The organism is Bacillus cereus group sp. BfR-BA-01522, from assembly GCF_022662635.1.
Taxonomy (GTDB): domain Bacteria; phylum Bacillota; class Bacilli; order Bacillales; family Bacillaceae_G; genus Bacillus_A; species Bacillus_A cytotoxicus.
This window is the reverse complement of sequence record NZ_JAKUDY010000005.1, coordinates 260,261-279,351: the sequence shown is the minus strand read 5'-3', so window position 1 is coordinate 279,351 and position 19,091 is coordinate 260,261. Positions and strand designations below refer to the sequence as shown.

Here is a 19,091-nt window from a genome sequence, read left to right as displayed (position 1 = left end):
TAAATATAACTATTTTTAGAATAAGATAGAAAGGTTGAAAGTAGGTGACATCATGGGAAAAATCATTGCCATTGCTAACCAAAAAGGCGGTGTTGGAAAAACAACAACATCCGTTAATTTAGGAGCCGGATTGGCACAAATGGGAAAGAAAGTTCTTCTTGTTGATATTGATGCTCAAGGGAATGCAACAACTGGTGTTGGAATTGAAAAGTCCGAATTAGATCAATGTATTTATAATGTCCTTGTAGAAGACACAGCTGTTCAAGAGGTTATAAAGAAGACCGCAACTGAAAACTTAGATGTTCTACCCGCTACCATTCAATTAGCAGGAGCTGAGATTGAATTGGTGCCAACCATTTCCCGGGAAGTACGTTTGCAGAGGGCATTGCAACCAGTTCGTACTGAATATGATTACGTTATTATTGATTGTCCTCCATCTTTAGGTTTGTTAACAATTAATGCGTTAACAGCAGCCGATTCTGTCATTATCCCTGTTCAATGTGAATATTACGCATTAGAAGGATTGAGCCAACTATTAAATACAGTTCGTCTTGTACAAAAGCATTTAAATAAAAATTTAGCAATTCAAGGCGTATTATTAACGATGTTAGATGCGCGCACAAATCTAGGAATTCAAGTTATAGATGAAGTGAAAAAATACTTTAGAGATAAGGTATATCGTTCTATTATTCCACGCAATGTTCGTTTGAGCGAGGCGCCGAGTCATGGTAAACCGATTATGCAGTATGATGCTAAATCAAGAGGGGCTGAAGTATATATAGATTTAGCAGAGGAAGTGATTGCAGGTGGCTAAAGGACTGGGAAGAGGAATAAATGCATTTTTCCCTGATTTAGATGTGAAAGAAGAAGAAACGATTCAAGAGATTGCAGTAACTGAACTAAGACCTAACCCGTACCAACCTAGAAAAAACTTTCATAAAGAAGCGATTCAAGAATTAGCAATCTCTATTAAAGAACATGGCATTTTACAACCTTTAATTGCGCGAAAGAGTATTAAAGGGTATGAAATCGTAGCTGGTGAAAGAAGATATAGAGCTGCAAAGGAAGCAAATCTTGAAAAGGTACCAGTTGTTGTACGTAAATTGAGCGAGCAGCAAATGATGGAACTCGCTCTTCTTGAAAATTTACAGCGTGAAGATTTAAATCCAATGGAAGAGGCTATGGCCTATCAAATGTTAATGAATGAGCTAAATGTAACACAAGAACAATTAGCGAAGCGCCTTGGAAAAAGTAGACCGTATATCGCGAATTACACAAGGTTACTGACTCTCCCTTCATTTGTGCAAGATATGATTGCAAGTGGGAAGTTATCAATGGCACATGGACGCACCTTACTTACCATTAAGGATGAAGAACAATTAAAATCTTTATTAAAGCGCATTGAAAAAGAAGGCTTGAATGTTCGGCAATTAGAAAAAATTGTTCAAGAGATCAATCAGCGAGTTTCACGTGAAACAAAGAAGAAGAAAAAAGAAAGAAATATCTTTTTTATAGAACGTGAAACAATATTAAGAGAAAAGTTCGGTACAGAGGTGAAAATTAAGGAAACAAAAAAAGAAAAAGGGAAAATCGAAATCGAATTTTTTAATAAAGAAGATTTGAATCGAATTTTAGAACTACTTTCAGGGGGGAACTGAAAAGCAAACCATCTTATTATTTACAGATGGTTTGCCTTTTTTAATACAGATAACTTTTGATCTGTTTCTTTTATGCTTTGGGCGATTACATCGGCCATTTTCATCACTAAGCTTAATCTTGTATTTTGAAGCACAAAAAATTCCATAAAACCATTTAAATTTACAATGCCATGTATATGTAATTCTCCCACTGCTGGAAGTTTTTTATTCATTGCAGCGCCTGGTTTACTAGGTCCTTTTCCTACCGTTATGGAACCGATATTTTGTGACTTGCCAAGACATGCATCAACTGCAATAATAAAAGAATTCGGATTTGAAGATTGTATATTCTGAATATTTTCTTCGAGATTTAGAGCGTGCACAGGTTCATCAAGGGTGCCGAATACTTGGAAGTTTTGAATATTTATTTGTTCTAATTTTGTACCAACTAGCGGCCCAAGTGCATCACCAGTTGAACGGTCTGTTCCTATGCAAACTAGTATAAGTGGTGATTCGGTCGGTATGTGTGATAGTAAGAAATTGCTTAATATTTCTGAGGCTTCTACATCATGATGCATAACATTTTGTGATTCTTTTTCAAAAAAAGGTAAGCGAAAACTCCCAATATTCATGAAGCACCCATCCTTTTATTCATTTTTTTAATATGTTATACATTCTTTTTTTCTATTAAGAATATTACATTAAGCTAAGATGTGGGGAATTATAAGCATATATGTTGCAAATTATTTATAAGAGAGAAAAGAATAGTACCAGTATATATTTTTTTGTGTCATTTTATACCTTAATCAAAAGAGAAAGTGAAACTTTAATCAGTGGGGGTCTTCACCTCCCACTGATTATGAGCCCTCACCAATCGGGCTGTTACGGGCAGTTAATTTCTCACCTATCTTCCTTGTTTCTCTCTGAATCTTGAGGTGGGAGTCTTACTGCCCTAAAATAGCGGGATAAAAATGTAAATAAGATAGCAAAGTTTTTAAAGAAATAAGGGAAACTTCTGATACAATAAGGGATGAATAAAAGATTATTATTGGAGAGGTAAAACAGATGGATTTATTAACTAAATGGTTTGATTCTATTGATTGGTCCCATATTGGAATGGGAGCAATCAAAATAGTAGTTATTTTAGTGCTTGGTGCAATTGTAGTTAGAATTGCTAGGGCAATTGTAAGAAATGCATTTCGAATGGGCAGCCGTTCGCCGATTCAAATTTCAGAGCGCCGTACAATGACGGTAGCAAAACTGCTTGAAAATATTGTGGCATACGTTGTTATATTTATTATGCTAATTGCTATTTTAGGGATATTTGGCATTAATGCATCAGGTTTATTAGCGGGGGCAGGGGTAATCGGTTTAGCGGTCGGTTTTGGTGCCCAAAGTTTAGTAAAAGACGTTATTACAGGATTGTTTATTTTATTAGAAGATCAATTTTCAGTTGGTGATTATGTTCGCATTGGTCAGTTTGAAGGTGTTGTTTTAGAAATTGGGCTACGTACAACGAAAATAAAAAGTTGGACAGGCGAAATTCATATTTTACCTAACGGAGGCATTATGCAAGTAACGAACTTCTCTGTTAGCAACAGCGTCGCATTTGTTGATGTTTCTATCTCTTATGAGAGTGATATTGACCAAGCAGAACGAGTGATTGAAGAATTATTAGAAGAATTGCCTGCAAAATATGAAGATATGGTAACAAAGCCAGAATTATTAGGTGTTCAAACACTTGCTGCATCTGAAGTTGTATTGCGTGTAATTGCTGAAGTAGCGCCGATGAAACATGCAATTATTGCAAGAGCTCTTCGAAAAGAGATTAAAAATCGTCTTGATTTACACGGTATTGAAATTCCATATCCACGTATGGTTTTATATAATCGTGAAGAAATGGTTAATAACACAGCAAATTAATGGGAAGAGGGGATTAGAGAATGGAGCAGAAGCAATATAACTTGTACGATATTGTGGAAATGAAGAAAGCCCATCCTTGTGGTGAAAATCGTTGGAAGATTATTCGTATGGGAATGGACATCCGCATTAAGTGCGAGGGATGTGACCATTCCGTAATGATTCCTCGAAGAGAATTTAATCGTAAGATGAAAAAAGTACTTGTGAAACATGAAGAATAGATGTGAGGTAACAGTTACATAAGGTAGCTGTTACTTTTTTGAATTTTTAGGTAACTTGTCATTTTATTTGTTACTATCTATAATGATGGAAGATTGAGACATAGGAGTGAAAAATATGGGATTAACGGCTGGAATCGTTGGCTTACCTAACGTAGGGAAATCAACATTATTTAACGCAATTACACAAGCAGGGGCAGAATCTGCAAACTATCCATTCTGTACAATTGATCCAAACGTAGGAATTGTAGAGGTGCCAGATGATCGTTTAAATAAACTAACGGAACTAGTTGAGCCGAAGAAAACTGTTCCAACGGTATTCGAATTTACTGATATTGCTGGTATTGTAAAAGGTGCAAGTAAAGGTGAAGGATTAGGAAACAAATTCTTATCTCATATTCGCCAAGTAGATGCAATTTGCCAAGTGGTACGTTGTTTTGAAGATGAAAATATTACACACGTTTCAGGAAAAGTCGATCCAATTGATGATATTGAAACGATTAACCTAGAATTAATTTTAGCGGATTTAGAATCTGTTGATAAGCGTATTGAACGTGTTGCTAAATTAGCAAGACAAAAAGATAAAGAAGCGGTATTTGAGCATGAAATTTTAGTTCGTTTAAAAGAAGCGTTTGAAGCAGGGAAACCAGCTCGTACGATCGAGTTTACAGAAGAACAAATGAAGGTTGTTAAAGGGCTTCATTTACTTACAACGAAAGAAATGCTATACGTAGCAAACGTAAGTGAAGAGGATATTATGGATCCTTCTGAGAACCAGTATGTACAGAGGGTAAAAGAATTTGCAGCAAAAGAAAATTCACAAGTTATTGTTGTTTGTGCAAAAATTGAATCAGAAATTGCTGAATTAGATGAAGAAGAGAAAAAGGTATTCCTTGAAGAATTAGGCATTGAAGAGTCTGGTTTAGATCAATTAATTCGTGCCGCGTATGATTTGTTAGGACTAGCAACTTACTTTACAGCTGGTGTACAAGAAGTTCGCGCATGGACATTTAAAAAAGGGATGAAAGCACCACAATGCGCAGGAGTGATTCATACAGATTTCGAACGTGGATTTATTCGCGCTGAAACAGTTTCATATACTGATTTAATGGAATATGGTTCGATGACAGCGGCGAAAGAAGCAGGAAAAGTACGTTTAGAAGGTAAAGAGTATATTGTAAAAGACGGGGACATTATGCACTTCCGCTTTAATGTATAATTTGATATTTCCTAGGAAAATAGTGAGAAAAGCTTGGTGAATATATTATATGTTTACCAAGTTTTTTATTTATTGGTTAGTTGATTCATCTAACTTACTATGATATAATCTAAACTCGTGAGTAATTACTATTATAATAATTAATTGCTCCTTGCCCATTATGGGCCGTTTAGACCAAAAGGAGGTGAAAGTGTAATGAAAAAGTACGAAATCATGTACATCATTCGTCCAAACATGGAGGAAGAAGCTCAAAAAGCTTTAGTTGAGCGCTTCGCAAACGTTTTAACTAACAATGGTGCAGAAATCATTAACACGAAAGAGTGGGGTAAGCGTCGTTTAGCTTACGAAATCAACGACTTACGTGACGGTTTCTACATGATCTTAAACGTAAATTCTAACCCAGAAGCTGTGAAAGAATTCGATCGTTTAGCTAAGATCAACGAAGATATCATTCGTCACATCGTTGTTAAAGAAGAAGAATAATAATTAAGATATATAGGGAGAGTGGTTCGATTGATGAATCGTGTTATCCTCGTTGGTCGTCTAACTAAGGACCCTGACTTACGTTACACGCCCAATGGTGTTGCAGTAGCTACTTTCACGTTAGCGGTGAATCGTGCTTTTACAAATCAGCAAGGTGAGCGTGAAGCTGACTTTATTAACTGTGTAATATGGCGTAAACAAGCAGAAAACGTGGCAAATTATTTGAAAAAGGGTAGCTTAGCAGGCGTTGATGGCCGTCTTCAAACTCGTAATTATGAGGGACAAGATGGTAGACGTGTATATGTAACAGAAGTTCTGGCAGAGAGCGTACAATTTTTAGAGCCGCGTAATAGCGGTGGGGAGCAACGCGGTTCTTTCAATCAGCAGCCATCAGGAGCTGGTTTCGGAAACCAAGGCTCTAACCCATTTGGTCAATCTGGTAATTCTGGATTTACGAAGAATGACGATCCATTTTCAAATGTAGGGCAACCGATCGATATTTCGGACGACGATTTACCATTCTAATGGTATAGATCGGTTATTTTTAACAAAGAATGGAGGGAAATGAACATGGCAGGACGCAAAGGTGGACGTGCGAAACGTCGTAAAGTGTGTTTCTTCACAGCTAACGGCATTACGCACATCGATTATAAAGACGTTGATTTATTAAAACGTTTCGTTTCTGAGCGAGGTAAAATTTTACCTCGTCGTGTAACAGGAACAAGCGCAAAATACCAACGCAAACTTACAGTTGCAATTAAACGTGCTCGTCAAATGGCACTTTTACCATATGTTGGTGAATAATGAAGTATGAAATGCACAGTAGAGTCTAACTTTACTGTGCATTTTGCTATGCTTTTCTTTTTAGAAGGAGAGGTTTATAGATGAAAGGTACAAGGATTATTACAGAGGGAGCGGCATTATTAGCTATATATGCAGTGTTACTTCTCGTATCGCTATACGTTCCTATCTTAAGTCTCGTTGCAACGTTTGCATTGCCATTGCCTTTTATATTATTTATCATTCGCTATTCGCTTCCGAGTGCATGTATGTTGTTTGTTGTTTCTCTGCTGGTTACGCTTGTTGTTAGTTCGCCAATTAGCTTAGTAAAAACGGTTATGTGTGGCATAATAGGATTTACTTTAGGTTATATGTATAAAAAGAAAAGACAACCAGTTGAAATATTAATAATAGGAACACTTTCCTATTTAGTCTGCTTTTTGTTCATTTATATTGGAAGCATCAAATTTTTACAATTAGATTTAATGAAACAAATGCAAGATATGTTTAAAGAAGGAATCGAGCAAAGTGAAAAAATAATCAAGGCTGCTGGTGTACCGGTTTCACAAGAGCAAAAAGCGGAATTAGAACAACTGATGGGATTATTGAGAAACCTATTACCAAGCATACTTGTTATGGTGGCATTGATTTATTCGTGGCTAACAGTTTTGATAGCTGGAAATGTTTTAAGAAAATTACGGTATCCAATTGTTAAATGGCCTGAATTTCGAAATATGCAATTACCAAAAAGTATCATTTGGTACTATGTTTTATTGATTATATGTTCTGCTTTTATAAAGGCAGAGCCAAGTTCATATTTCGATATTGCATTTTCTAACGTATACTTTATTTTTTCAATATTGCTTTTGTTTCAAGGATTTGGGTTTATAACCTTTTTGGCACATGCTAAAGGGTATTCAAAGGCAATCCCAATTGTTGGATTTGTTATCTGCATGTTTGTCCCGCAATTGTTTTCTCTTGTAACAATCTTAGGTATAATTGATTTAGGTTTTCCATTCCGTTCTAGAATAAAGTCAAAATAAATGGTAGCGAAAGAACGTTGTAGTATTTGTGGTATACTATGGGAATCTGTAATGAACGTTGCTTAGGCTGACGTTTAATTTGTTCAACTAACGTGTGAGTATCATCTATGTTAGTTTTACTTTATAGGAGTTGGATTCATGCCTGAATTTTATAAAAGACAGCGGTTTTTATATCCTGTTTATGTGTTGGCCTTTTTTATGTTTGTACTTATAGCCATTCTTAGTTTCTTTCATTGGTTTATGGGAATGGTGGCCTTTTTTATTTTTTGTATTGTGCTTTTTTTTGCCATACGTTTTGAGTTAACTTTTCAAAAAAAGCTTGAAAAGTATACGACTGATATGATTACGAGGGTAAAGAAAGTAAGTAATGAAGCCTTTAATCAAATGCCGATTGGTATCTTACTATACAATAAGGAGTATGGAATTGATTGGGCAAACCCTTACTTATCTTCCTGCTTGGGGCAACATTCTTTGGCGGGTTGGCATCTATATGATGTATCAGAAACATTACTTCTTTTTATAAAAGGGGAAAGTTCTGATGATATTGTATCTTTAAATAATCGTAAGTTTCGTGTGTTCGTTAGAAAAGAAGAGAAATTAATCTATTTCTTTGATGTAACGGAGCAAACAGAGATTGAAAAAATGTATGAGGATCAACGCACAGTTTTAGCGATTATTTACTTGGATAACTACGATGAAGTTACCCAAGGATTAGATGATCAATTGCGCACGAATATAACGAGTCTTGTAACATCGCGCTTAAATGAATGGGCACTGAAATATGGAGCGTATTTAAAACGAGCTTCTTCAGAGCGGTTCTTCGTTGTATTAAATGAAAGCATTTTAATGCAAATGGAGAAAGGGAAATTTGATATTTTAGATCAAGTGCGTGAAGAAACATCGAAAAGGAATATTCCGCTTACATTAAGTATTGGTGTCGGATCAGGTGACTTGTCTTTATCTGAGCTTGGAGCAATGGCACAATCTGGTTTAGACCTTGCATTGGGACGAGGGGGAGATCAGGTAGCAATTAAGCAAGCGACAGGTAAGGTGAAGTTTTATGGGGGTAAGACAAATCCTGTTGAAAAGCGGACACGTGTAAGAGCAAGAGTGATTTCTCATGCGTTAAAAGATTTAGTAATTGAAAGTAGCAACGTGATGATAATGGGGCATAGAGCACCGGATATGGATGCAATTGGTGCCGCTATTGGTATTTTAAAAGTAGCTCAATTAAACGAGCGTGAAGGGTATATCGTGTTAGATGAGAATGACTCGGATAAAGGGATAAAACGTTTAATGGAGAAAGTAAAGCAAAATAAGGACTTATGGTCTCGTTTTATTACACCCCAGCAGGCTATGGAATTTGCGACAGATGATTCATTACTCGTTGTTGTGGATACGCATAAACCTTCCATGGTGATGGAGGAGAAGCTACTACACAAAATTGAGAATGTAGTTGTAATCGACCACCATCGACGTGGTGAGGAATTTATTGAAGATCCATTGCTTGTCTATATGGAGCCATATGCTTCGTCTACAGCGGAGCTCGTAACGGAATTACTTGAATACCAGCCGAAACGTTTAAAGATGACGATGCTAGAAGCGACGGCATTACTTGCGGGGATTATTGTAGATACGAAAAGTTTTACATTCCGTACAGGCGCTCGTACGTTTGATGCCGCCTCTTATTTACGGTCGCACGGGGCGGATACAGTTCTTGTACAAGAATTGTTAAAAGAAGATATGCAGCAGTATTTACGAGTTGCAAAAACAATTCAAAATGCGTACATTTATAAAAATGGAATTGCGATTGCCAAGGTAGATAGTGATGAATATTGTGACCAAGTATTGATTGCGCAATCTGCTGATACATTACTGACAATGACAGGGATCATTGCCTCTTTTGTTATTGCAAAACGCGGGGAAAACTTCATCGGAATTAGTGGACGTTCTTTAGGCGAAGTGAATGTACAACTCATTATGGAAAACCTAGGTGGCGGTGGTCATTTAACAAATGCTGCTACACAGATAAAAAATACAACAATCGATGAAGCGGAAGAGAAGCTTCAATTGGTTATTGAGGATTATTTAAAGGGAGGCACACAATCATGAAGGTAATTTTTCTAAAAGATGTAAAAGGTAAAGGAAAAAAAGGGGAAATCAAAAACGTACCAGATGGTTATGCGAATAACTTTTTATTAAAGCAAGGATTAGCTGCTGAAGCAAACAACAGTAACATGAAAACTTTGGAAGCTCAAAAGCGTAAAGAAGAAAAAGAGGCAGCGGCTGAGCTTGAGAATGCTAAAAAGTTAAAAGAAACACTAGAAAAATTAACTGTAGAGTTAAAGGCGAAATCTGGTGAGGGCGGTCGTTTATTCGGTTCCATCACAAGCAAACAAATTGTGGATGAACTGCAAAAAACACACAAAATTAAGCTTGATAAGCGCAAATTTGAAATGGAAGATGCAATTCGTTCATTAGGTTATACAAATGTAACTGTGAAATTGCATCCACAAGTAACAGCTACAGTAAAAGTTCATGTTAGCGAACAATAAAAATAAGTTAGGCAAGGAGGATTGCGTATGAGTGACGTACTTGCTGATCGTACCCCTCCGCATAATATAGAGGCTGAGCAGGCGGTTTTGGGGGCTATTCTTCTTGAACAAGATGCGTTAACAACAGCTTCAGAATTGCTGCTACCTGAGTCTTTTTATCGAACTGCACATCAAAAGATTTTTGAAATTATGCTTGGGCTCTCTGATAAAGGAGAACCGGTTGATTTAGTTACTGTAACAGCTGTGCTTTCAGATCGAGGTTTATTAGAGGAAGTTGGCGGCGTTTCCTATTTAGCGGAATTAGCTGAGGCTGTTCCGACAGCAGCCAATGTGGAATATTATGCTCGTATTATTGCTGAAAAAGCACTTTTACGGCGGTTAATTCGAACTGCAACTCATATTGTATCAGACGGATATGAAAGAGAAGATGATGTAGAAGGGCTTTTAAATGAAGCTGAGAAAAAGATACTAGAGGTATCGCATCAAACAAATGCAAAAGCGTTTCAAAATATTAAAGACGTTCTTGTAGAAGCTTACGATAAAATCGAACTTTTGCATAATCAAAAAGGTGAAATCACAGGTATACCAACGGGATTTACTGAATTAGATAGAATGACAGCTGGATTTCAGCGCAACGATTTAATCATTGTAGCAGCCCGGCCTTCAGTAGGGAAAACTGCTTTTTCATTAAATATTGCTCAAAACGTGGCGACAAAAACAGATGAAAATGTGGCGATTTTTAGTTTAGAGATGGGGGCCGATCAGCTTGTTATGCGTATGCTTTGTGCAGAAGGAAATATTGACGCACAAAGGCTTCGTACAGGTTCATTAACTTCAGAGGATTGGGCGAAATTGACCATGGCAATGGGAAGCCTTTCTAATGCAGGGATATATATTGATGATACACCAGGGATTCGCGTCAGTGAAATTCGAGCAAAATGTCGTAGATTGAAACAAGAACAAGGCCTTGGTATGATCTTAATTGACTACTTACAGCTCATTCAAGGAAGTGGCAAACCTGGAGAGAACCGACAACAAGAGGTATCTGAGATTTCCCGTACATTAAAAGGAATTGCACGTGAACTACAAGTTCCTGTAATTGCCTTATCTCAGTTATCCCGTGGGGTTGAATCTCGTCAAGATAAACGTCCAATGATGTCTGATATTCGTGAATCAGGAAGTATTGAACAAGATGCTGATATTGTAGCCTTTTTATATCGTGATGATTACTACGATCGTGAAACAGAAAATAAAAATACGATTGAAATTATTATCGCGAAGCAACGTAATGGTCCAGTAGGTACTGTAGAGCTTGCATTCGTAAAAGAATTTAATAAATTCGTGAACTTAGAGCGTCGGTTCGATGACGGACATGCACCGCCAGCTTAGGGAAGTATAAAAAAGAAACACATTTCTTATAATAAGATGTGTTTCTTTTTTTACATAGAAAAGATAGGGTTTTCATTTTGAAAATAACAAGTTCTTACGAACAAATATGATAAAACTTAAAAAAATGTTCGTTTTTAAATTGACTTCTCTTTTCATTTTGGTACAATTATATTGTTTGAAAAGTTCGTTTGAAAATCGCGGAGGTGCTTGAATAATGTCTTCAGTAGTAGTTGTAGGAACACAATGGGGCGATGAAGGAAAAGGTAAAATTACTGACTTTCTTTCTGAACATGCGGAAGTAGTTGCAAGATATCAAGGTGGAAATAACGCAGGACATACAATCGTTTTTAATGGTGTGAAATATAAATTACACTTAATTCCATCTGGTATTTTTTATAAAGAGAAGATTTGTGTAATTGGTAATGGTATGGTAGTAGATCCAAAAGCATTACTTGTAGAATTAAAATACTTACACGATCGCGGTGTAAGTACTGATAATTTACGCATCAGTAATCGCGCGCACGTTATCTTACCATATCATTTAAAACAAGATGAGTTAGAAGAAGAGCGTAAGGGCGATAATAAAATTGGTACAACGAAAAAAGGTATCGGCCCAGCATATATGGATAAAGCAGCTCGCATAGGTATTCGTATGGCGGATCTTTTAGATCGTGAAGCTTTTAAAGAAAAACTGGAACGCAATTTAGCGGAAAAAAATCGTTTATTTGAAAAAATGTATGATGCAGAAGGCTTTAACGTGGATGAAATCTTTGAAGAATACTATGAGTATGGTCAACAAATTGCACAATATGTATGCGATACATCTGTTGTATTAAATGATGCATTAGATGAAGGTCGTCGTGTATTATTTGAAGGTGCACAAGGCGTTATGCTTGATATCGACCAAGGTACGTACCCATTCGTTACATCTTCTAACCCAGTTGCTGGTGGTGTAACAATTGGTTCTGGTGTGGGTCCTTCTAAAATTAAACGTGTAGTAGGTGTATGTAAAGCATATACAAGCCGTGTTGGTGATGGTCCATTCCCTACTGAGCTTCATGATGAAATTGGTCAACAAATTCGTGAAGTTGGTCGTGAATATGGTACAACAACAGGCCGTCCACGCCGCGTGGGTTGGTTTGATAGTGTTGTTGTAAGACATGCGCGCCGCGTTAGTGGTTTAACAGATCTTTCTTTAAACTCTATCGACGTATTAACAGGTATTCCAACTGTGAAAATTTGTGTTGCATACAAATATAATGGAGAAGTTCTGGATGAAGTTCCAGCTAACTTAAACATTTTAGCAAAATGTGAGCCTGTATACGAAGAACTTCCAGGTTGGACAGAAGATATTACAGGGGTAAAATCATTAGAAGAACTTCCTGAAAATGCAAGACATTATGTAGAACGTGTATCTCAACTAACAGGTATTCCATTAGCTATGTTCTCTGTTGGTCCAGACCGTAGCCAAACAAATATTGTTCGTAATGTATATGGCATTTAATTATTGATTTTCATGTAAAGCTACATTAGACTTAGTAAAGAATCCGTGTTTACGCGGATTCTTTTTAACTTTTATAAAAAAAATTTAAAAAGTATTGTACAAATGAAAGTTATTATGTTATGATAACTCTTGTCGTCACGAAAATATGACGTTGGTGAGTATGAGCCATTAGCTCAGTTGGTAGAGCATCTGACTTTTAATCAGAGGGTCGAAGGTTCGAGTCCTTCATGGCTCACCATTTTCATTTTCGTGGCCCGTTGGTCAAGTGGTTAAGACACCGCCCTTTCACGGCGGTAACACGGGTTCGAATCCCGTACGGGTCATGTTTATATTTTGGTCCCGTGGTGTAGTGGTTAACATGCCTGCCTGTCACGCAGGAGATCGCCGGTTCGACCCCGGTCGGGACCGCCACTTTTGTTTATACCACCATTAGTGGTTTTATATATATGTTTTGGCTCGGTAGCTCAGTCGGTAGAGCAGAGGACTGAAAATCCTCGTGTCGGCGGTTCGATTCCGTCCCGAGCCACTCTCAGGATATTAGGTGGGTCTACTTAATATCCTTTTTATTTTGTGCAATTTTACAAATGAGGGTAGTTATTTTAAAATAGACTAAGGAGCCTCTAGCAGTTGAAGCTAGGGGTTTTTCTATAGATCGTATAGGATTCCGTGTAAAAGTGGATCATACATGATTCTATGAGAATAGAGGAGAAAATACTTAAATGAAGGGTGAACTTTAAGCAGGAACTGCCTATATGTTTAAGGATTATTGACCATATTTTTATGAGGAGGAAATACACGATGATGGGAAAAAAAATCTTAGTAGTTGATGATGAAAAGCCAATCGCAGATATTTTGAAGTTTAATCTAGAAAAAGAGGGCTTTGAAATTGTAATGGCCCATGATGGGGATGAAGCAATCGAAAAGGCTAATGAAGAACAACCAGATATGGTTTTATTAGATATTATGTTACCAGGAAAAGATGGACTAGAGGTTTGTCGTGAAATCCGTAAAAGTTCTGAAATGCCAATTATTATGTTAACAGCAAAGGACTCTGAAATCGATAAAGTATTAGGACTAGAACTTGGAGCAGATGATTATGTTACAAAACCATTTAGTACGAGAGAACTGCTAGCTCGTGTAAAAGCGAACTTACGCCGTCATCAACAGGGCGGGGCAGCAGAAAAAGAGGAAAATACAGAAATGGTCATTGGACCAATTGTTATTAATCCAAATGCGTATAGTGTAACGAAGCGAGAAGAGAGTATTGAACTTACGCATCGTGAATTTGAGTTACTACATTATTTAGCGAAGCATTTAGGACAAGTTATGACACGTGAGCATCTATTACAAACTGTATGGGGTTATGATTATTTTGGGGATGTACGTACAGTAGACGTAACAGTACGTCGTTTACGTGAAAAGATTGAAGATAATCCAAGTCATCCAACTCTAATTGTTACGAGACGTGGAGTAGGATATTACTTGCGTGACCCAGAGCAGGAATAAAACATGAAGAAAGTTGGTTTTTTTCAATCTATTCATTTTAAGTTTGTGCTCATCTATATGCTATTAATATTAATAGCAATGCAGGTTATCGGTGTATATTTTGTACGTGAGCTAGAAAAGAGCCTCGTGCAAAGTTTTAAAGACTCATTAACACAACAAACGAACTTATTGTCTTATAACTTAAAGCAGGAATTTAATAAAGAATTTAATAAAGAACGTGATAAAAACGAGATATCTTTCCAGCAGGCTGTTAATAACTCGATTGAGAAGTTTGCGAATGACCGAAAGCGTGATATTCAGGAAGTAAGTGTCTTTGATCGTAATAGGAAACTATTGGCGACTTCTGATAATTCGCCAGCTAAGAAAAGCCAGGTGAATCGAGCGTCTACCGATATAACTGTTCAACGAGTCATTGTACAAAATAAGCCGGAATCAAAGATTGAGAAGGATGGAAGTACGGGACATCGTGTTCAAGTTATGTTTACCCCAATTGAAAGGAATCAAGGGGAAGAGGAAGTAGCAGGAGTTATAAAAATCGTTGCTTCTATGGAAGATGTATATAAGCAAATGAAAGATATTAATCAAATTTTTGCAACAGGGACAGTTATTGCATTACTAGTAACTGCCGTTCTAGGTATTTTATTGGCTCAAACGATTACAAGACCAATTTCAGATATGAGAAGACAGGCTATTGAAATGGCGAAGGGAAATTACTCACGCAAAGTAAAAGTACATAGCCATGATGAAATTGGACAATTGGCACTATCTTTTAACAACCTATCGAAAAAATTACAACAAGCCCGTTCTTCAACAGAAAGTGAAAGACGCAAGCTATCATCGGTTTTATCACATATGACTGATGGTGTAATTGCTACGGATCGAAAAGGGGATATTATTTTATTAAATGACCCTGCTGAAAAAATGCTGAATGTTTCGCGTGAAACAGCATTGGATCAATCGATTTTAGAAATATTAGGGATTCAGGAAGAGTTTACACTAGATCATTTATATGAAGAACCTGATTCAGTTTTATTAGATTTCAGTACACGTAATGAACCGTACATTTTAAGAGCTAGTTTTTCTGTTATTCAAAAAGATACTGGTAAAGCAAATGGCTTAATTGCTGTATTGTATGATGTAACGGAACAAGAGCGAATTGATCGTGAACGTCGTGAGTTTGTAGCGAATGTATCACATGAGTTGCGAACGCCACTTACAACGATGCGAAGCTATCTTGAAGCGTTAAGTGATGGAGCGTGGAAAGATCCAAATATTGCTCCGCAATTTTTAACAGTCACACAAGAAGAGACTGAAAGAATGATTCGACTTGTAAACGCATTGTTACAACTATCTAAAATGGATAGTACAGAATATCGTTTAATGAAAGAATGGGTAGATTTTACGGAGTTCTTTAATAATGTCATTGATCGATTTGAAATGTCTAAGGAACAAAATGTAATCTTCAATCGTTCTTTTTCGAAAAAAGCAAGATTTGTTGATATGGATACAGACAAAATTACCCAAGTTTTATACAATGTTATTTCAAATGCCCTGAAATATTCACCGGAAGGCGGAACGATAACATATCGTTTACGCGATCGTGGGGATATGTTAGAAATTAGCGTTAGCGATCAAGGTATGGGAATCCCGAAAGAAAACGTCGATAAAATTTTTGAACGCTTTTATCGCGTAGATAAGGCGCGTTCAAGACAAATGGGAGGAACTGGTCTAGGTTTAGCAATTGCTAAAGAAATGATTATTGCACATGGTGGATCTATTTGGGCAAAGAGTGAAGAAGGAAAAGGAACGACAATTTACTTTACCCTCCCGTTGGCGAAAGAAGAAGAGGACGATTGGGAATGAATATGGAAAACTTTAAAACCATTGTGCTAATTAATTTAGTAGTTATTAGTTTGTTTCTTACGTTTAATCTATGGACATATGTGCCTGATTCTAATTCGATGCAGAACACGAAGTTTGTTGAAGGAACTACAGTGCCAGAAAGTGCGGATGTTTCGAACGTCATTCTTCCATCTTCTGTAATCGTTCATAAAGATAATAAACGTCATTTCGTAAGTGAAAAACAAGAAAATATAAACTTAATATATAACATTTTGAAAAATGGTGAATTACAAGATTGGACAAATATAACAAGTACAATTCCTAAGAGTGAGTTTTTATCCTATGTACATGGGGAAGGGAAAATTGAAATTGTCTTCCCTACCACTATTCCATTTGGAGCCATAAGAAGCGTGCTGTCGATTAAAGATAAAAAGTTAGAAAAGCAAAGTTTTGATCGAATTATTATTGATCCTTCCAGAAGCCGAGATCAAAACATTGATATCAATTTTGTTGCGTATAATAGTCGTCAAATTTATAGAATGACATTAAAAGATGTGAATGTACGAGATATTGTAAATGCAGAAAATAAATTTGTTGTATTAGCAAGGCCATATTTTGAGTATCGAATCAATAATGCAAAAAGCATATTCTTACCAGATGGAGCCACGGAAAAAAGAAATTGGATGTATATTACGAGCAATATGGAAATAGAGGCATTTAAAAATGCGCTGTTTAGTGATCCACGTTATGCAACGCTAATTTCGAATAATCATACAGATGAAACATATACGGATGGAATTCGTTCCATGCAGATTAAACAGAATGGTATTAAGCTTGAATATACAAATTCATCTATAACTCGTGATAATAGTATAGATGATAATATTCTTGTCCAAAAAAGTTTTGAATTTCTGAATGGACATAATGGTATAACAGATAACTATCGTTTTGTATATGTAGATCCTAAGGGTGAAACAAAATTCCGTTTATATGAGAATGATTTACCTGTATTTAATAAAGATCGATTAACGACAATAAAACAAATCTGGGGTTCTGAGGGACTGATTAGTTATCAAAGGCCGTTATTTAAATTTGCAGGAAGCAGTCAAGAAGACAAAGTTATACTTCCACCTGGTCATACCGTAATTCAGTCATTAGCCAATAATCCAGATATCGATAAGAATTTGATTCAAAATATCGGAATTGGTTATAAGTTTGTGTTAGGAAATCATCCGAGTGGACCGATGGGTACTAAAACAATAACTGGTATGTTAAAACCAATTTGGTACGTGGAGTATGGGGAAGACCATATGATGTATGAGTGGAGTGAAGAGAAAGGGGGAAGTCTGATTGGACTGGAATAGGATTAAAACAATTTTTATTGTTACCTTTTTTGTTTTAGACCTCTTTCTCGTGTTTCAATTCATTCAAAAGCAAAATAATAATGAATTAGAACTTATGACGGAAACAAAAATAGATCAGCAACTAAAAGCTGATCATATTACGGTTGATGATTTACCAAACGAACCAAAGAAAGATTCATTTATTATAGCGAAAAATAAAGTTTTTAAGGAAGAAGATATTCATTCTTTAAAAAATCAAACACCTAGATTACAAGAGGATGCTAAAAAAATTGAAAGTGATCTAAAGGAGCCAATACAAAATACGAAAACACTAGCTAAAGATAAATATGGTGATTTTTTAAGAAATTATGTGGTAGATGGTCAAAAGTATGAATTTGCAAAATCAGAGGCTTCAAAAATTTATTTCTTTCAAAAATATAAAGACAAACCTATTTTTTACAATGATCATGCGATGATTATCGTTACTTTAAATGAAAAGGATGAAATCGTTTCATATACGCAAACTATGTTAACGGATTTGAAAGAAATGGGTGAGAATGATAAAGCGAAAGAACAAGAGATTATTTCGGCTCAGAAAGCTTTAGAAAATTTATTTGTGAAGCAGGAATTAACCCCAAATACGCATATTAAAGAAGCGCAAATTGGTTATGCAACACTCGTTTCTTTAGCTGAATCGAATAAACAAGTATTGACTCCAACGTGGAATTTAAAGGAAAAAGGAAAAAAAGATCACTTTGTAAATGCCATTGAGGGACAAGTTATTAAGCTAGGCGAAGAAAAAGAAAAATACAATGGAGTGAATGGGAATGAGTCTGCATTTTAGTGTACTTGCGAGTGGCAGTACAGGAAATGCGCTGTATGTCGGAACTGACAAGCAAAAGTTGCTTGTTGATGCAGGCTTGAGTGGTAAAGCAACAGAGGCTTTATTTGAGCAAGCTGAATTAAATATTCAAGATATATCAGGTATTCTTGTAACACATGAGCACAGTGATCATATTAAAGGGCTTGGAGTGTTAGCACGTAAGTATAATTTACCCGTTTATGCAAATGAAAAGACGTGGAATGCGATGGAACATTTAATTGGAAACATTGCAACAGATCAGAAGTTCATTTTTTCAATTGGTGATGTAAAAACATTCGGAGATATTGAAGTTGAATCGTTTGGAGTTTCCCATGATGCGGCAGAACCGATGTTTTATGTTTTTCATCATGGTGGTAGAAAATTAGCACTAATCACAGATACAGGTTATGTAAGCGATCGTATGAAGGGTGTTATTAAAGGTGCGAATGCTTTTGTATTCGAAAGTAATCATGATGTTGAAATGCTTCGTATGGGCCGCTATCCATGGAGTATTAAAAGACGTATTTTAAGTGATGTAGGCCACGTTTCGAATGAAGATGCTGCACTTGCAATGACCGACGTTATTACAGATGAAACAAAGCATATTTATTTAGCTCATTTAAGCTTAGATAATAATATGAAAGAACTAGCGCGTATGGCTGTTTCGCAAGTACTAGAAGAAAAAGGATTTGGAGTTGGAGAAGCGTTTGAAATACATGACACAGATCCAAAGACTCCAACAAAAATTCAATACGTATAATTCTTCATTTTAGTAAACAATAAAGGTAAA

General features: G+C 36.3%; 19 protein-coding genes and 4 tRNA genes. 22 read left to right on the top strand and 1 reads right to left on the bottom strand.

Annotation, left to right across the window (positions count from 1 at the left end):
- Positions 1-52: 52 nt before the first annotated feature.
- Positions 53-814, top strand: coding sequence for a sporulation initiation inhibitor protein Soj (gene soj / locus MR059_RS10275; protein ID WP_012096464.1), 762 nt, complete (start codon positions 53-55; stop codon positions 812-814).
- On the top strand, positions 807-1,658 hold the full coding sequence (locus MR059_RS10270) for a ParB/RepB/Spo0J family partition protein (protein ID WP_012096463.1): 852 nt from the start codon (positions 807-809) through the stop codon (positions 1,656-1,658). Before soj ends, MR059_RS10270 begins: the two co-directional genes overlap by 8 nt.
- A 20-nt stretch (positions 1,659-1,678) precedes the next feature.
- On the opposite strand, the gene yyaC is transcribed toward MR059_RS10270, so the two are convergent.
- Complete coding sequence (yyaC, locus tag MR059_RS10265) at positions 1,679-2,269, bottom strand: spore protease YyaC (RefSeq protein WP_012096462.1); 591 nt, start codon at positions 2,267-2,269, stop codon at positions 1,679-1,681.
- Positions 2,270-2,702: 433 nt separating this feature from the next.
- On the opposite strand from yyaC, the gene MR059_RS10260 reads away from it, so the two are divergent.
- The 20 genes from MR059_RS10260 (at position 2,703) to MR059_RS10165 (ending at position 19,061) form a co-directional block, all read left to right on the top strand.
- Entirely contained in the window at positions 2,703-3,560 is an 858-nt protein-coding gene (locus MR059_RS10260) for a mechanosensitive ion channel family protein (protein ID WP_012096460.1), read from the top strand.
- A 20-nt stretch (positions 3,561-3,580) separates the two neighbouring features.
- Entirely contained in the window at positions 3,581-3,778 is a 198-nt protein-coding gene (locus MR059_RS10255; protein ID WP_012096459.1) for a DUF951 domain-containing protein, read from the top strand.
- Positions 3,779-3,893: 115 nt separating this feature from the next.
- Entirely contained in the window at positions 3,894-4,994 is a 1,101-nt protein-coding gene (gene ychF / locus MR059_RS10250; RefSeq protein WP_012096458.1) for a redox-regulated ATPase YchF, read from the top strand.
- Positions 4,995-5,189: 195 nt separating this feature from the next.
- Positions 5,190-5,477, top strand: coding sequence for a 30S ribosomal protein S6 (rpsF, locus tag MR059_RS10245; RefSeq protein WP_012096457.1), 288 nt, complete (start codon positions 5,190-5,192; stop codon positions 5,475-5,477).
- 30 nt (positions 5,478-5,507) lie between these two features.
- Positions 5,508-6,002 carry a single-stranded DNA-binding protein gene (gene ssb, locus MR059_RS10240; protein WP_012096456.1) on the top strand — a complete coding sequence of 165 codons (495 nt, stop codon included), beginning with the start codon at positions 5,508-5,510 and terminating at the stop codon, positions 6,000-6,002.
- A gap of 45 nt (positions 6,003-6,047) precedes the next feature.
- On the top strand, positions 6,048-6,281 hold the full coding sequence (rpsR, locus tag MR059_RS10235) for a 30S ribosomal protein S18 (RefSeq protein ID WP_012096455.1): 234 nt from the start codon (positions 6,048-6,050) through the stop codon (positions 6,279-6,281).
- Between the two features lie 80 nt (positions 6,282-6,361).
- Positions 6,362-7,300 (top strand): YybS family protein, encoded by a 939-nt coding sequence (locus tag MR059_RS10230; protein ID WP_012096454.1) that lies wholly within the window; start codon positions 6,362-6,364, stop codon positions 7,298-7,300.
- A 138-nt stretch (positions 7,301-7,438) separates the two neighbouring features.
- A complete protein-coding gene (locus MR059_RS10225) occupies positions 7,439-9,412 on the top strand; it encodes a DHH family phosphoesterase (protein WP_012096453.1) in 1,974 nt (657 codons plus the stop codon).
- The gene (gene rplI, locus MR059_RS10220; protein WP_012096452.1) at positions 9,409-9,855 is read left to right on the top strand and encodes a 50S ribosomal protein L9; all 447 of its coding nucleotides are present in this window, start codon (positions 9,409-9,411) and stop codon (positions 9,853-9,855) included. Before MR059_RS10225 ends, rplI begins: the two co-directional genes overlap by 4 nt.
- Before the next feature lie 27 nt (positions 9,856-9,882).
- Entirely contained in the window at positions 9,883-11,244 is a 1,362-nt protein-coding gene (gene dnaB / locus MR059_RS10215; RefSeq protein WP_012096451.1) for a replicative DNA helicase, read from the top strand.
- A gap of 214 nt (positions 11,245-11,458) precedes the next feature.
- Positions 11,459-12,748: an adenylosuccinate synthase gene (locus MR059_RS10210; protein ID WP_012096450.1), complete on the top strand. Its 1,290-nt coding sequence runs from the start codon at positions 11,459-11,461 to the stop codon at positions 12,746-12,748.
- A gap of 162 nt (positions 12,749-12,910) precedes the next feature.
- Positions 12,911-12,986: transfer RNA gene (locus MR059_RS10205), tRNA-Lys, on the top strand.
- A 13-nt stretch (positions 12,987-12,999) separates the two neighbouring features.
- A tRNA-Glu gene (locus MR059_RS10200) sits at positions 13,000-13,071 on the top strand.
- Positions 13,072-13,083: 12 nt separating this feature from the next.
- Positions 13,084-13,159, top strand: a tRNA-Asp gene (locus MR059_RS10195).
- A gap of 42 nt (positions 13,160-13,201) precedes the next feature.
- Positions 13,202-13,274, top strand: a tRNA-Phe gene (locus tag MR059_RS10190).
- 272 nt (positions 13,275-13,546) lie between these two features.
- The gene (walR, locus tag MR059_RS10185) at positions 13,547-14,254 is read left to right on the top strand and encodes a cell wall metabolism DNA-binding response regulator WalR (protein WP_002174499.1); all 708 of its coding nucleotides are present in this window, start codon (positions 13,547-13,549) and stop codon (positions 14,252-14,254) included.
- A 3-nt stretch (positions 14,255-14,257) separates the two neighbouring features.
- Positions 14,258-16,117 carry a cell wall metabolism sensor histidine kinase WalK gene (walK, locus tag MR059_RS10180; protein ID WP_012096449.1) on the top strand — a complete coding sequence of 620 codons (1,860 nt, stop codon included), beginning with the start codon at positions 14,258-14,260 and terminating at the stop codon, positions 16,115-16,117.
- Positions 16,114-17,460, top strand: coding sequence for a YycH family regulatory protein (locus MR059_RS10175; RefSeq protein WP_041810164.1), 1,347 nt, complete (start codon positions 16,114-16,116; stop codon positions 17,458-17,460). Before walK ends, MR059_RS10175 begins: the two co-directional genes overlap by 4 nt.
- Complete coding sequence (locus tag MR059_RS10170; protein WP_012096447.1) at positions 17,447-18,283, top strand: two-component system regulatory protein YycI; 837 nt, start codon at positions 17,447-17,449, stop codon at positions 18,281-18,283. Before MR059_RS10175 ends, MR059_RS10170 begins: the two co-directional genes overlap by 14 nt.
- Positions 18,267-19,061, top strand: a complete 795-nt coding sequence (locus MR059_RS10165) for an MBL fold metallo-hydrolase (protein WP_012096446.1) — start codon at positions 18,267-18,269, stop codon at positions 19,059-19,061. Before MR059_RS10170 ends, MR059_RS10165 begins: the two co-directional genes overlap by 17 nt.
- The last annotated feature ends 30 nt before the right edge of the window (positions 19,062-19,091 follow it).

Bases quoted from the DNA above. Each gene is read 5' to 3' on its own strand.
- soj (WP_012096464.1), top strand. From the start codon at position 53: ATGGGAAAAATCATTGCCATTGCTAACCAAAAAGGCGGTGTTGGAAAA.
- yyaC (WP_012096462.1), bottom strand. From the start codon at position 2,269: ATGAATATTGGGAGTTTTCGCTTACCTTTTTTTGAAAAAGAATCACAA.
- MR059_RS10260 (WP_012096460.1), top strand. From the start codon at position 2,703: ATGGATTTATTAACTAAATGGTTTGATTCTATTGATTGGTCCCATATT.
- MR059_RS10255 (WP_012096459.1), top strand. From the start codon at position 3,581: ATGGAGCAGAAGCAATATAACTTGTACGATATTGTGGAAATGAAGAAA.
- ychF (WP_012096458.1), top strand. From the start codon at position 3,894: ATGGGATTAACGGCTGGAATCGTTGGCTTACCTAACGTAGGGAAATCA.
- rpsF (WP_012096457.1), top strand. From the start codon at position 5,190: ATGAAAAAGTACGAAATCATGTACATCATTCGTCCAAACATGGAGGAA.
- rpsR (WP_012096455.1), top strand. From the start codon at position 6,048: ATGGCAGGACGCAAAGGTGGACGTGCGAAACGTCGTAAAGTGTGTTTC.
- MR059_RS10230 (WP_012096454.1), top strand. From the start codon at position 6,362: ATGAAAGGTACAAGGATTATTACAGAGGGAGCGGCATTATTAGCTATA.
- MR059_RS10225 (WP_012096453.1), top strand. From the start codon at position 7,439: ATGCCTGAATTTTATAAAAGACAGCGGTTTTTATATCCTGTTTATGTG.
- rplI (WP_012096452.1), top strand. From the start codon at position 9,409: ATGAAGGTAATTTTTCTAAAAGATGTAAAAGGTAAAGGAAAAAAAGGG.
- dnaB (WP_012096451.1), top strand. From the start codon at position 9,883: ATGAGTGACGTACTTGCTGATCGTACCCCTCCGCATAATATAGAGGCT.
- MR059_RS10210 (WP_012096450.1), top strand. From the start codon at position 11,459: ATGTCTTCAGTAGTAGTTGTAGGAACACAATGGGGCGATGAAGGAAAA.
- walR (WP_002174499.1), top strand. From the start codon at position 13,547: ATGATGGGAAAAAAAATCTTAGTAGTTGATGATGAAAAGCCAATCGCA.
- walK (WP_012096449.1), top strand. From the start codon at position 14,258: ATGAAGAAAGTTGGTTTTTTTCAATCTATTCATTTTAAGTTTGTGCTC.
- MR059_RS10175 (WP_041810164.1), top strand. From the start codon at position 16,114: ATGAATATGGAAAACTTTAAAACCATTGTGCTAATTAATTTAGTAGTT.
- MR059_RS10165 (WP_012096446.1), top strand. From the start codon at position 18,267: ATGAGTCTGCATTTTAGTGTACTTGCGAGTGGCAGTACAGGAAATGCG.